The sequence below is a fragment of the Bacillus sp. FSL K6-4563 genome (genome assembly GCF_038630405.1).
Lineage (GTDB): Bacteria > Bacillota > Bacilli > Bacillales > Bacillaceae > Bacillus > Bacillus pumilus.
Genome location: NZ_CP152030.1, coordinates 2,487,839 through 2,501,065 on the forward strand (window position 1 = coordinate 2,487,839; position 13,227 = coordinate 2,501,065).

Below are 13,227 nucleotides of genomic sequence, written 5' to 3' on the forward strand. Positions count from 1 at the left end.
ACCTTTCTGTCCAATGAATCAGCGCGAATTTAACCCGTCCTTCTTTCTGTTTCACACTTTACCATAGCAGTAAAAAAAAAGAACAAGACTTTTGTCGGCAGGGCAAAAAAGTGTTCGCCAATTTTTTCACCCCTTCGACTATCCAAATAGAAACAAGACAGGAGCACCACAGAGATACAGCAAAAAAGAAATAGTGATCGAAGGAACAAAAGGGAATGGCTCGTTTACTCGAAAGGAAAAGACCTTTGCATAAACCATTCCAGCGATACATGAGAGAAAAAGCATGAGAAGGAACGGCTTGAAGCCAAAGCAAAACGCAAGCACACTGAACAACTTCATATCAGCTCCGCCCAGACTATTCGGCTTAAAATAATCTAAACTAGAAAACAAAAGAATGCAAAAAATCAGAGAAGCCGCCCCTTCCCACCAGATAAGAAGCGGTTCCAACGTGCGGTATATGACGAAAAGAGGGAAAAAGAAGAGAAACAGCTCGTTCGGCACCCTCATATAGAGAAGATCACTCACGACAGCAATCACGAATAAACTACAAAGAATCACAAGGAAAAGACTTTCAAACGAAACACCAGCGATCCTATAAATGAACAAAAAAAGACCGCCTGACAGCATTTCAATCGTTGGATAGAGCCAAGACAGCCGAATGCCGCAATGTTTACAAGACCCCTTCCATACAGCATAAGAAACGAGCGGGATCATCTCATGCAGGGATAGCGGCTGTTTACAGGCTGTGCAGTGAGAGCGAGGGAAGAGAATAGACCGCTTCACTGGCAGCCTTTCGCCAGTGAGATGTAAGAACGATCCCATCGTGATGCCTGCAAGAAACAGAAAAATCTCAATCATATGTGGTGCTCCTTCCGGTAATAAGATAGACCGGATTTTACCATGACCCTATCCACCAAAGCATCTAGTGAAAATATGATTTTTCCCCTCTTCTACATATAAAAAGAAAAAGACGCAGGAGGCATCAAAGCCATTTGCGTCTTTTCGTTATCCAATCATACGATTTCGTAAATCTGAAATAAAATAAAGAGAGCCTGTCACAAGGATCACCGCTGAAGGATCATCACTTTTTTTCTGAATGAACTCAAGCACTGTACGAGGGTCATCATCATACGATGTTGCCTCTAACTGACTGCATGCATAAAGCTTTTCCGCTGATTCAGCTCTTGGAAAATCAAATGAAACAAAATGGATAGAGGAACTAATGGCTTCAAGTTTTTGAATCATTTGCTTGTACGGCTTATCTTTTAAAGCACTAAAACAGACATGCACTTGTTTACTAGAAAAATGAGCTTGTACCGTTTCAATTAAACGGTCGATTCCTTCTTCATTATGAGCGCCGTCTAAATAAACTGGTGGATGGTCTTTGACTTTTTCAAATCTTCCAGCCCAAACTGCATGCCGAATACCTTCATATACCTGCTCTTCTGTCACGCTAATATAGCCTTCTTGCTCCATCCATTCAATGAGAAGAACAGCAAGGGAAGCATTTTGCTGTTGATGCGTTCCGATTAACCCTGTTTCAAGCTGCGGATACTGCCTTTTTGATGTGCTTAACGTAAATCGTTCTCCTGTTTCTGTTGGCTGCTGATGACTGAAGGTACAAGTATCCTGTAATGAAATGCATTCCGTCTTCTTCTCTTTTGCGATATTTTGAATGACCGCAAGTGCTTCCGGTTGATGAACTGCGGTGATCATCGGAATACCCTCTTTGATAATGCCCGCTTTTTCAGATGCAATTTGTTCAAGTGTATCACCTAGAATCGCCATATGATCATGACCAATCGATGTAATCGCTGTTAAGATAGGTACGGCAACATTTGTTGAATCAAGTCTTCCGCCAAGCCCTGTCTCTAATAGGACAAAGTCTACTTGCTGCACATCGGCAAAATAAGCAAATGCACATGCGGTAATGATTTCAAACTCTGTTGCTGCGCCAAGCTCTGTTTGATCTAACTCATCAACAAAAGGCTTGATTTTATTCACCAAACTCAGCCATTCTTCATCCTGTATAGGTGCTCCGTTCACGCTGATTCGTTCATTGAACGTTAAAATAAACGGGGAGGTGAAGGTGCCGACTGAATAGCCTGCTGCCTGTAAAACGGAACGAGTAAACGCAATCGTTGAACCTTTTCCATTTGTACCTGCAACATGTACCACTTTTATGCGTTGTTCCGGATGGCTTAGTTTGTTCATCAGCCACTTCATTCTTTCAAGACCCGGTTTTACACCAAAGGCCAGTCTACTGTGAATCCACTCAATGGCTTCATGATAGGTTGTAAACAATGTCATCTCTCATTTCATCCGAAATTTTCAAAAAAGACGACTCCATTTTGTTAGGAGCCGTCTTTTCAACCTTATGCTTTCAGCTCTTCAATACGCTTTTGAACAGCTTCGCGTTTTGCGACATAGTCACGTTCTTTCGCACGCTCTTCTTCTACGACACTTTCAGGCGCTTTTTTCATAAAGCCTTCGTTGCCAAGCTTTTTCTGGACGCGCTCTACTTCTTTTGTCAACTTATCAAGCTCTTTTTGCAGACGAGCGATTTCCTCATCTAAGTTGATTAAGCCTTCAAGCGGCAGAATGAGCTCTGCTCCAGAAATAACAGCCGTCATCGCTTTATCACTAGCTGGGACATCTGTGCCAATTTCAAGTACACTTGGGTTCGTAAAACGCTCGATATATAAACGGTTTTTCTCTAAGCGTTCCTGCACATCAGATGTAGAAGCTTTAATGTAAAGCTCCACCTGTTTGCTCATTGGCGTATTCACTTCACTGCGGATGTTACGAACAGAACGGATGAGTTCCACAAGCAGCTTCATATCAGCAGACGCTTGTTCGTTTGAAAGCTCCGGCTTCACCTCAGGCCAAGCCGCTACAGTAATCGATTCACCTTCGTGCGGAAGATGCTGCCAGATTTCTTCTGTTAAGAATGGCATGAACGGATGAAGAAGTCTCATCGTCTGATCTAATACGTACGCAAGGATCGAACGAGTCGTTTTCTTCGCTGCTTCATCTTCTCCATAAAGCGGAAGCTTCGCCATCTCAATATACCAATCACAGAAATCATCCCAAATGAAGTTGTATAAATGTCTGCCCACTTCACCAAATTCATACTTGTCAGCTAGCTGTGTGACACTTTCAATCGTTTCATTTAAGCGAGTTAAAATCCATTGGTCAGCAACTGATTTTTCTCCTGTTAAATCAAGCTCATCATACGTTAAGCCATCCATGTTCATTAAAGCAAAACGTGATGCGTTCCAAATTTTGTTCGCAAAGTTCCAAGTGGATTCAACCTTTTCAAAGCTAAAGCGAAGATCCTGACCTGGTGAGCTTCCAGTTGCTAAGAAATATCTTAATGAATCTGCACCGTACTTGTCGATGACCTCCATTGGATCAATTCCGTTACCTAGCGACTTACTCATTTTACGTCCTTGCTCGTCACGGATCAGCCCATGAATCAGAACGTCTTTAAACGGTTTTTCTCCTGTGAATTCAAGACCTTGGAAGATCATGCGAGAGACCCAGAAGAAAATGATGTCATAGCCTGTAACAAGCAGGTTTGTTGGATAGTAGCGCTTGAAGTCTTCACTATCTGCATCCGGCCAGCCCATTGTCGAGAAAGGCCAAAGCGCTGAACTAAACCATGTATCAAGCACATCGTTATCCTGTTCCCAGTTTTCTATATCTTCTGGTGCTTCCAGTCCAACGTATACTTCTTTCGTTTCTTTATGATACCAAGCTGGAATGCGGTGTCCCCACCATAGCTGACGAGAAATACACCAGTCACGGATATTTTCCATCCAGTGTAAATACGTCTTTTCAAAGCGGTCGGGAACAAATTGAACTTGGTCGTCCCCATTTTGAAGGTTAATGGCTTCGTCTGCCAGTGGCTGCATTTTTACAAACCATTGAGTAGATAAATAAGGTTCAACGACAGCTCCGCTTCGCTCACTATGACCAACTGAATGCATATGGTCCTCAATTTTGAACAAAATACCCTCTTCTTGCAAGTCTTTTACAAGCTGTTTACGGCATTCAAAGCGGTCCATTCCTTTGTATTGCAGTGCATTTGCATTCATTGTGCCATCTTCATTCATGACAAGAATACGCTCTAGGTCATGGCGGTTTCCAAGCTCAAAGTCATTCGGGTCATGAGCAGGTGTAATTTTCACAGCTCCTGAGCCAAACTCTATATCGACATAGTCATCAGCAACGATTGGAATCTCGCGTCCTGTAATTGGCAAGACCACTGTTTTTCCAATTAAATGCTGATAACGTTCGTCATCAGGATGCACGGCAACGGCTGTATCTCCGAGCATTGTTTCAGGTCTTGTCGTCGCAATTTCAATTGAACCCGTGCCATCTGAAAGTGGGTATCTTAAGTGATAAAACGCGCCTTGAACATCTTTATAAATGACTTCAATATCAGAAAGTGCCGTTTTCGTCGCTGGATCCCAGTTAATGATGTACTCTCCGCGATAGATCAGCCCTTTTTCATACAATTGAACAAACACTTGGCGTACCGCTTTATTCAGACCTTCATCTAATGTAAAACGTTCACGTGAGTAATCAAGACCAAGTCCCATTTTCGCCCACTGACTGCGAATAAAGTCCGCATATTCTTCTTTCCATTTCCACGTTTCTTCCACAAATTTCTCCCGGCCAAGGTCATAACGGCTTACGCCTTCTTCGCGAAGCTTTGCCTCAACCTTTGCTTGGGTCGCAATACCGGCATGATCCATTCCTGGAAGCCATAGAACGTCATAGCCCTGCATCCGCTTCATACGTGTCACGATGTCTTGAAGTGTAGAATCCCACGCATGCCCAAGGTGCAGTTTTCCTGTCACGTTTGGTGGAGGAATGACGACTGTATATGGATCTTTCGTTTTGTCATTTTGTGCTTCAAAGAATTTTCCTTCAAGCCAGTACGTATAGCGGTCTTTTTCAATCGCATTTGGGTCGTACTTTGTTGGCATTTCTTGATTATTTGTTTCCATTTATGTAACCTCCACATTTTTTCGGCTGATGAAACATAAAAAAGCCTTTTCATCCTTATAAAAGGACGAAAAAGCTTTTTCGCGGTACCACCTTTTTTCATGGAACACATAGACGTGTCCCATACACTCTAAAGGATAACGGGGTTCTCCCGAATTTCTCTACTTGTTCATTCAAGAAATTAAGCTCACAGGCGACCTTCCAAACAAGTGCATCCTAGGAAACCTTTCAGCTCATGGTCTCCCTCTCTTTAGGGTCTTGCTTGTACTCTTCCTGATCCACGCTTACGATATATCACGTTCATCAGCACATACTCATCTTTTATTTATATTACTAAATGCCTTTTGTTTTCGTCAATCATCTTTTCCGCTTTTCTTCTTCTTTATACAAATTGGGCAAGCACCCTTTTCCTCTTTGCCCATATGATAATAACAAAATGAAGAAGGAGGGCGTTTGCTTTGAAAAAGATCAATCCTTACACACTTCCCCCCTGGCTGAGACAAATTCGGGCAGTGGCCTCCCAAGTCGTTCTCCCGATTGCGATATTTCAAGGGTTTCGTACGATCATTTTCCCCACAACATTTGACGTCCTCATCCTAGGTATTCTCATTTTTCTCGCCTGCGCCTTTCACCTTGATTGGTTTTAAACACTCGCGCTTATGTACACACAAAATAACCTCGTCATTCCGCTGATGACGAGGCACTTTGTTCTTCTTCAAGCCGTCTAGCCTGCTCAATCTCGTGAATCTTCATGACGGTCGGCTCTGAATTTTTCATCTGCCAATACGCTCTTAACAGCTGTTGACAGCTTTCCATCTCATCCTGCCCGCCTGCTTCATAGGTTTTAACTGTATCAAACAGACCTTGCGGATAAGCAAGGTAACTAAGAAACAAATGAAGCTCTTCCTCCCGAAGAGGATTTCCTTTTTGGTACGTATAAAACAAGGAAGTGCATTCAGGACAAGACGTGGGATAGGTTTTGAATGTCCGATAGTAAAAGGTCAGAAGGTCATAAATGGGGGCGGTTTTTTTAGACCGCTCAAAATTGGTGAAATGTCCTGTACCCACATCATTATACAAAAAGTGATGAATCGACAACTGCCCATGATTTAACACAACACGTGTTGTTTCTTTATCTTTCATTTCTTCATGCCAGTCTTCTAGTCGTTCGAGGGCAAATTCGCTGGCAGACATCGCCTCTGAAAAATACATCGCAGCAGCCAGTTCAAATGGCGACATATACCAAGTTTGCTCTGCCCGCTCTATGAATCGTTCATACATGTCTTTCTCTGTTTCCCATTTGGTCTTGATTTGTGTGTAGTGCGCTTCGATCTCTTGCTCTGTGATATCCATCATCACTTCAGTCCGCTTATGAAGTCTTGCAATCTCTTGAAATAAATATTCATGTTTATCGTCCTGCTCTTCTCTCTTTTCATTCGTCAGCCAAGGCATGAGATAATATGCGTACTGGCTTTCACGATGACTTGAGAAAAAAGAACCGCTCTTCGTCCGATAAATCGGCACAAAAGAGCGATAGCCCTTTGATTCTAGTTCAAGCATTTGCTCTGTAAACTGCATATGTCGACTGGCTTTTACTCGCTTTAAGGCAAATACGCCCTGCTTTGTATATACTTTGACGACAGCAGGACTGACAGGTTCAACGTATTCCGCCTCAAGCCCGTATTCGTATAGGACAGATTGGATCTCATCCACGTTCACTCACCACATTTTCTCGATCGGTCATCTCTTGTTAGGCATTGCTTTTTTGATATTCAGGAATATAAAGAATCTGCCCTTCTTCAAGCTCCGCATCCACTGATAATGAGTTTGTGCGAAGAAGCTGCTGCACATTCAACTGATATCGCTCACAAATACGATCGACCGTATCTTCTTGCTGAACTATACATATTTTCATGCGAGAAAAATCTTCCTCCTCCTGCTTAGCAAACAGCTTTGTTAAATAAAGAGAGTTTTCACTGCCAGACGTTTCTCTCACATCTTCTTCAAACTCCTCTTCTTCTTGAGCTGACTCATATACTTTTGGCGCTTCTCGTTCATATAACCGTCCGAGCTGGTACGTGTCATCCTGCGCCTCTTGCTCCTCTTCCACGTGATAAGCCGGTGATTCAAATACCGGATACGGCTGAACCGTTTCTTCCAGCTCTTCAGCTGCTTCGGGATCTTTTCTCACTTCCACCTCAAAGAATGTATCCTCCCTTTTCTCTTCTTCTAAGAGCTTAGGCGGTTCAAAAAATGGCGGTTCTTGCACCTGAGCTTCTGGTAAGGAGCGATAACCAAGCGCCACTTCTTCTTGGCTCTCCGATTCTTCCAGTTCTTCGGTTTCTTCTTCCCTACTCACCAGCTCTATCTCAATTTCTTCTTCCTGCTTTTCTTCTTCGGCGCGCGTGTCATGCTGTAATACAGCCTGATCCTCATCAATCTCACGTTCATAGTCTTGTAGCTCTTCTTGCTCTTCATCTTCTGGCTGCAGCTGATAATCGTAGGTCACGTCGCCATATTCTTCTTCAGAACGATGAACAAATTCATATGGCTCCTCTACAGGCACTTGAGGCATTTCCTCGTCTAATAGACCCTCAATCGCCAGATCAGCTTGAATGGTGAGCAAACGATTTTCTGTCAGCTGGTAATCAAACGCATCAATAAACACAAACACATCATTTAAATGACTGATTTTGTTTTTAGGAATCGTGATATCGACTGGGAATTGATGCAGAAGCTCCGCCGTCCCGTCTTCTCTGACCTTCACCTCATCAGCTTCTCTGTATGATGCATAGGAACTCAATTCACCCAATAGCTCCTCTTGATTTATGTTGTATTCTCCTGTTAGCTCGAGTGAACCTCTAATCGAAACATAATCATTCACTTCTTGAACGAGAATGTCAGGATCGAGAGAAATAGACAGCAGCTCACTGACTTCCTGTCCGCTTTTGAAATAGATGGATTCTTCTACTGAAAACTGTAATCGATTGTTTTGAGACAAGTCGGTGTCCTCCTTTCATCTAATCCTTCAAAATAAAATTAGATGTCAATACAGATGTATGTGAGAGGCAGTGAAAATATGATTGGTTTTCAGCAACACAAAAAAACCGATATGTCTCCATATCGGCGCAGCGTGTAGACAAACCCTCGCATTCGTTGTCAGTCCTGCGCGCAGGTGCTCACGAATATCAATTCGCTCCGCTCCTGTGCTCGACCTTCCTAGACTTCAAAGGTTTTCAATTCACGCTGAAAGGAAGAACACAAGGCTGAAAGCAAGCCTTGTGTCATGATCAAAAGCCGATATGTTTCCATATCGGCTTTCGTTTATCGACGTAGTTTTTGAAATACTTTTTCCACTGTCTCAATCGTATATTCGATGTCTTCATCTGTGTGAGCTGTTGACAGGAATAGTCCTTCGAATTGAGAAGGGGGAAGGAAGATGCCGTGGTCGGCCATTTCCTTGTAAAATTCAGCAAATAAAGCGAGATCAGCTGTTTTGGCTTTGTCATAATTGACCACTTCTTCATTTGTAAAGAAGAATCCAATCATCGAACCCGCACGGTTAAACGTTAATGGAATTCCATGTGCTTTCGCCGCATTTGAAATGCCTTCTTCCAGCCGGTCTCCTTTTCGTCTAAACTCTTCATAAGACTCAGGTGTCAGCTGTTTTAAGGTTTCTAAGCCTGCTGTCATCGCAAGTGGGTTACCAGATAACGTTCCTGCTTGATAAATTGGACCGCTTGGCGCAATTTGTCTCATAATATCCGCTCTTCCGCCATAAGCGCCGACCGGAAGACCGCCTCCGATCACTTTACCAAGACACGTCAGATCAGGTGTGATGCCAAAGTAGCCTTGCGCGCAGTGATAATCCACACGGAAGCCGGTCATGACCTCATCAAAAATGAGTAAAGCTCCGTATTGCTCTGTGATGTCTCTCAGCCCTTGTAAAAAACCGTCTTGCGGAGGGACAACCCCCATATTTCCTGCAACCGGCTCGACAATGACACCTGCAATATCGTCTCCAAATTCCTGAAAGGCAACTTGAATGCTTTCTAAATCATTGTACGGCACTGTGATCGTGTTGCTTGCAGTTCCTTCAGGTACCCCTGGGCTATCTGGAAGCCCTAGCGTTGCGACACCTGAACCTGCTTTAATGAGCAAAGAATCACCGTGGCCATGATAGCAGCCTTCAAATTTCACAATTTTATTTCTGCCTGTAAAGCCTCGAGCCAGACGAAGTGCACTCATGGTTGCCTCTGTACCAGAGCTGACCATACGAATGACTTCGATAGAAGGAACCCGCTCTGATACAAGCTTAGCTAATTCATTTTCAACTAATGTCGAAGCACCAAAGCTTGTCCCCTTTTCTGCCACTCGCTGAATGCTTTCAACCACACGGTCATTCGTATGCCCTAAAATAAGCGGTCCCCATGATAAGACATAATCGATGTATTCATTTCCATCAATATCATAGATTTTGGCGCCTTTGCCTCGTTCCATAAAAATCGGATCTGTGTTCACTGATTTAAATGCACGTACAGGGCTGTTGACACCACCAGGCATTAAATGCTGCGCTTCTTCAAATGCTTGCTTTGATTTTTCATAGCTACGTCCCATTTCAACGTCCTCCTGTCTATCCGTTCTTTATTCTGAGAGCCATTTTGCTGCATCTTTTGCATGATACGTAATGATGAGTTCTGCTCCTGCACGTTTCATGCTTGTCAGCATTTCAAGAACAAGCTCTTTTTCAGAAATCCACCCATTTTGAGCAGCGGCTTTGACCATTGCATATTCTCCGCTCACATTGTAAGCAACAATAGGGAGTGTAAATTCATTTTTCACATCACGCATAATGTCTAAATAAGAAAGAGATGGTTTCACAATGAGGAAGTCAGCTCCCTCTTCTACGTCAGATTGCGCTTCTCTTAGTGCCTCTAAACGGTTTGCAGGGTCCATTTGGTATGTTTTACGATCTCCAAACTGCGGTGTGCTATGCGCCGCGTCACGAAACGGACCGTAAAACGCACTTGCATATTTCACAGCATATGACATGACAGGTACATGAATAAAGCCAGCTTCATCAAGCGCCTCACGAATGGCAATAACAAATCCATCCATCATATTGGAAGGAGCAATGATATCTGCACCTGCGCGCGCTTGGCTAACAGCAGTTTTCGCTAATAGCTGAAGAGATTCATCATTTAAAACTTCTCCATCTTCAACGATTCCGCAGTGTCCGTGATCTGTATATTGGCATAAGCAAGTGTCTGCAATGACCACGAGCTCTGGGAAATGCTTTTTGATCTCAAGCGTCGCTCTTTGCACAATGCCATGGTCGTGATACGCTTCACTGCCCACATGGTCTTTATGATCTGGAACACCAAATACAATAATTGATTTGATGCCTAGGTCGACAAGCTCTTGGACTTCTTCTTTTACAAGGTCCACTGAAATGTGATAAACACCCGGCATTGAAGAGACTTCTTTTCGGACATTTTCTCCCTCTACAAAAAAGATCGGATAAATGAAATCAGATGGTCTTAAAAAGGTTTCTCTGACTAATTCTCTCATTCCTGCACTTGTCCGCAGTCTGCGGTGTCTGTTAAATTTCATCATTGGTTCAACTTCCTTTCAGATAAACGGCACATCAATTCAAGCATTCCGTCTATCGTATAAGTATCTGGGGTTTCAGAAGAAATCCCGTATTGAAGCAGCGCCTCTTTTGTCAGAGGACCGATCGTCACAAAACAGGTGTCAGAAGCAGCTAGCTTCGCTGCATCTGCCTCCATGGCATGCATAAATGAATGGACAGTGGATGAGCTCGTAAATGTAATAAAATCAAATGATTGCTTCGTCATTGCCGTTTTGAGAGCGGCAATTCCTTCCTCATCCTTGACCGTTTCATATAAAATCCATTCCTTTACTTCTATGCCAAGTGGAACAAGCGTTTTCTTCACGACATCTCGAGACAGGTGTCCTTTTGCTACAAACACACGCTCTCCCGGACGCACATGGTCAAGCAGCGCATCTGCGAGCTCTTCCGCTATGAATCGTTCTGGTACGACATCCACCTTCAAGCCGTGCTGCTCAAGATAGGCAGAGGTTTTCTCACCTACCGCAGCCACTTTCAAATGGGATAAACTCTTATGTAAATGATGGTCTTCTATGTAGCTCAGAAAAAAAGACGCCCCATTTACACTCGTGAAAACAAGCCATTGGCTATTTTCTAAGTCCTTTAAAAAGGCCTGCGCTTTTTCATTTGTGAGCGTAGGCTCAAACCGAATAAGAGAGGTTAAAACAGCATGGCCGTTCAGCTCTTCAATCTTCTGCTGAAACACACCCGCTTGACGTTCATTTCGAGTGACAAGCACCGTCTGTCCGTGAAGCGATTGGCCTATGGTCATTGGGAGGACAGATCCTTTTTCACCTTGTCGATTAAATCCTTTGCTCCCTTATCAGCCATCTGCTTCGCACATGCTGTTCCAATTGCCTCAGGGTCAGAGCCTGATACAGTTTCTCGAATAATCGTGTGTCCGTCAGCAGATGCCACAAGACCCGTCAGTTCAATTTCATCGCGCTCATTTATCGTTGCATAGCCAGCGATCGGCACCTGACAGCTGCCATCCATTTGTTTGAGGAAGGCTCGTTCAGCGAGAACCGTTTTCTTTGTGTATTCATTCGTAAATTGAGCGAGAAGCTGCAATAGCTCTTCATCATCTCCGCGGCACTCAATTGACAAAGCGCCTTGACCAACTGCGGGCAGGCAAGTCTCAGGAGATAAAAATTCAGACACGACCTCTTTGCTCCATCCCATTCTGGACAGACCGGCAGCCGCTAGAATAATGGCATCATATTCTTCATTTTTCAGCTTTTCCAATCGTGTATCAATGTTTCCTCTAATCCATTTAATGTTCAGATCTGGTCTTTCCTGAAGAAGCTGGGCACTGCGCCGTAAGCTGCTCGTTCCCACAATAGCACCCTTCGGCAGCTCATGAAGACGCAGATGATCCTTCGAAATCAGAGCGTCCCTTACATCTTCACGCTCAGGAATACAGCCAATGACTAATCCTTCAGGAAGAGCAGCCGGCATATCCTTCATACTGTGAACTGCCATATCGATGTCGTGATTCAGCATCGCCTGTTCAATTTCTTTGACAAACAGTCCTTTTCCGCCAACCTTTGATAAGGTCACATCTAAAATTTGATCACCCTTTGTCACAATCTCTTTTATTTCAAAAGAATAAGAAGGGTTTAGTTCAGACAGCTTTTGAATGACCCATTTTGTTTGTGTAATTGCAAGCTTACTTCTTCTAGAACCTACTTTAATTGTACGCAATTCGTCTTCCTCCCGACAATGCCCTTAAGACTCATCATTATTTATTGAAACCAATGAAAGGTTGATAAGCTACCAAGCAGAAAATAATTGATCATCAGCACAAAGAATGAACCGACATTCCACAGTGCCACGACTTTGCCCTGCATATTTTTCACCAATCTGATATATAAGTAAACACCATATAAAAACAGCATAATAAACGAACCAAGCACCTTTGTATCTGTCCAGTACAACGTATCATACGAAATATATGCCCAAATGATGCCAAGAATCAAACTAAGTAAGAGCATCGGCACGCCAATAATGTTTAATACGTATGCCATATGATCAAGCTTCGATAAATCTTCAATTCTCAGAAGCCATTTTCCCCATTTTTTCTTTTTCAGCAAACGATATTGAAAGAGATAGAGTAGAGAGAAAGCAAATGAAAGTGAAAAGGCACCGTATGATAAAATCGCCATCGTAATATGAATCACAAGCAATTCACTCGTCAGCTTCCCCGTTAGTTCTGCTGAGTGGAGATCAGATGGTGTAAAGGTGTGAATCGCCATCAAGGAAAAACCGATGACATTTGTAAAAAAGACGATAAATTCAACACGCAATATTTTTGTGAGAACAAGTGAAAGTGTCACAAGCACCCACGTATAAAAATATAACCCCTCTGCTACATTCAACACAGGGAATCGGTCTGTTTCCATCATAATATAGAACATGTAGACTGTTTGCAGCAGCCAGACAATAGAAAGCAACCAGAAAGCCATTTTTCCAGCCTTCCGGTTGTGTTGAAGAAAATCTATGAAATAGAACAAGACACTTAGTGCATAGATCAAGGTCGTCGCTTCGCCTAGTCTCGCTACAATGGATTCCATCATCGC

At 43.2% G+C, this 13,227-nt stretch carries 11 protein-coding genes and 1 other annotated feature; of the genes, 1 reads left to right on the forward strand and 10 read right to left on the reverse strand.

What is annotated here, in order from left to right:
- Positions 1 to 138: 138 nt before the first annotated feature.
- The 3 genes from MHH54_RS12625 to MHH54_RS12635 form a co-directional block, all read right to left on the reverse strand.
- A complete protein-coding gene (locus MHH54_RS12625) occupies positions 139 to 858 on the reverse strand; it encodes a prepilin peptidase (protein ID WP_342500303.1) in 720 nt (239 codons plus the stop codon).
- A gap of 147 nt (positions 859 to 1,005) precedes the next feature.
- Positions 1,006 to 2,310 carry a folylpolyglutamate synthase/dihydrofolate synthase family protein gene (locus MHH54_RS12630; protein WP_003216210.1) on the reverse strand — a complete coding sequence of 435 codons (1,305 nt, stop codon included), beginning with the start codon at positions 2,308 to 2,310 and terminating at the stop codon, positions 1,006 to 1,008.
- A gap of 65 nt (positions 2,311 to 2,375) precedes the next feature.
- The gene (locus tag MHH54_RS12635; RefSeq protein ID WP_268491459.1) at positions 2,376 to 5,018 is read right to left on the reverse strand and encodes a valine--tRNA ligase; all 2,643 of its coding nucleotides are present in this window, start codon (positions 5,016 to 5,018) and stop codon (positions 2,376 to 2,378) included.
- A 58-nt stretch (positions 5,019 to 5,076) separates the two neighbouring features.
- Positions 5,077 to 5,306: a binding site (T-box leader), on the reverse strand.
- Between the two features lie 168 nt (positions 5,307 to 5,474).
- Between MHH54_RS12635 and MHH54_RS12640 the strand changes: the two genes are divergently transcribed.
- Positions 5,475 to 5,663, forward strand: coding sequence for a hypothetical protein (locus MHH54_RS12640; RefSeq protein WP_003216497.1), 189 nt, complete (start codon positions 5,475 to 5,477; stop codon positions 5,661 to 5,663).
- A 34-nt stretch (positions 5,664 to 5,697) separates the two neighbouring features.
- Here MHH54_RS12640 and ysxE read toward each other — a convergent pair whose 3' ends face one another.
- The 7 genes from ysxE to MHH54_RS12675 all read right to left on the reverse strand — a co-directional run bounded on the left by ysxE (position 5,698) and on the right by MHH54_RS12675 (position 13,224).
- Complete coding sequence (ysxE, locus tag MHH54_RS12645; RefSeq protein ID WP_342500304.1) at positions 5,698 to 6,729, reverse strand: spore coat protein YsxE; 1,032 nt, start codon at positions 6,727 to 6,729, stop codon at positions 5,698 to 5,700.
- 37 nt (positions 6,730 to 6,766) lie between these two features.
- Positions 6,767 to 8,017, reverse strand: a complete 1,251-nt coding sequence (locus MHH54_RS12650; RefSeq protein ID WP_003216314.1) for a LysM peptidoglycan-binding domain-containing protein — start codon at positions 8,015 to 8,017, stop codon at positions 6,767 to 6,769.
- Positions 8,018 to 8,340: 323 nt separating this feature from the next.
- The gene (gene hemL / locus MHH54_RS12655; protein WP_003216796.1) at positions 8,341 to 9,633 is read right to left on the reverse strand and encodes a glutamate-1-semialdehyde 2,1-aminomutase; all 1,293 of its coding nucleotides are present in this window, start codon (positions 9,631 to 9,633) and stop codon (positions 8,341 to 8,343) included.
- 27 nt (positions 9,634 to 9,660) lie between these two features.
- Entirely contained in the window at positions 9,661 to 10,632 is a 972-nt protein-coding gene (gene hemB, locus MHH54_RS12660) for a porphobilinogen synthase (protein ID WP_003216644.1), read from the reverse strand.
- Positions 10,629 to 11,420 (reverse strand): uroporphyrinogen-III synthase, encoded by a 792-nt coding sequence (locus tag MHH54_RS12665; protein WP_003216187.1) that lies wholly within the window; start codon positions 11,418 to 11,420, stop codon positions 10,629 to 10,631. Before MHH54_RS12665 ends, hemB begins: the two co-directional genes overlap by 4 nt.
- A complete protein-coding gene (hemC, locus tag MHH54_RS12670; protein ID WP_003216588.1) occupies positions 11,417 to 12,352 on the reverse strand; it encodes a hydroxymethylbilane synthase in 936 nt (311 codons plus the stop codon). The genes MHH54_RS12665 and hemC overlap by 4 nt, the downstream gene beginning before the upstream one ends.
- A gap of 41 nt (positions 12,353 to 12,393) precedes the next feature.
- Complete coding sequence (locus MHH54_RS12675) at positions 12,394 to 13,224, reverse strand: cytochrome c biogenesis protein (protein ID WP_003216469.1); 831 nt, start codon at positions 13,222 to 13,224, stop codon at positions 12,394 to 12,396.
- Positions 13,225 to 13,227 lie beyond the last annotated feature (3 nt).

Bases quoted from the DNA above. Each gene is read 5' to 3' on its own strand.
- MHH54_RS12625 (WP_342500303.1), bottom strand. From the start codon at position 858: ATGATTGAGATTTTTCTGTTTCTTGCAGGCATCACGATGGGATCGTTC.
- MHH54_RS12630 (WP_003216210.1), bottom strand. From the start codon at position 2,310: ATGACATTGTTTACAACCTATCATGAAGCCATTGAGTGGATTCACAGT.
- MHH54_RS12635 (WP_268491459.1), bottom strand. From the start codon at position 5,018: ATGGAAACAAATAATCAAGAAATGCCAACAAAGTACGACCCAAATGCG.
- hemL (WP_003216796.1), bottom strand. From the start codon at position 9,633: ATGGGACGTAGCTATGAAAAATCAAAGCAAGCATTTGAAGAAGCGCAG.
- hemB (WP_003216644.1), bottom strand. From the start codon at position 10,632: ATGATGAAATTTAACAGACACCGCAGACTGCGGACAAGTGCAGGAATG.
- MHH54_RS12665 (WP_003216187.1), bottom strand. From the start codon at position 11,420: ATGACCATAGGCCAATCGCTTCACGGACAGACGGTGCTTGTCACTCGA.
- MHH54_RS12675 (WP_003216469.1), bottom strand. From the start codon at position 13,224: ATGATGGAATCCATTGTAGCGAGACTAGGCGAAGCGACGACCTTGATC.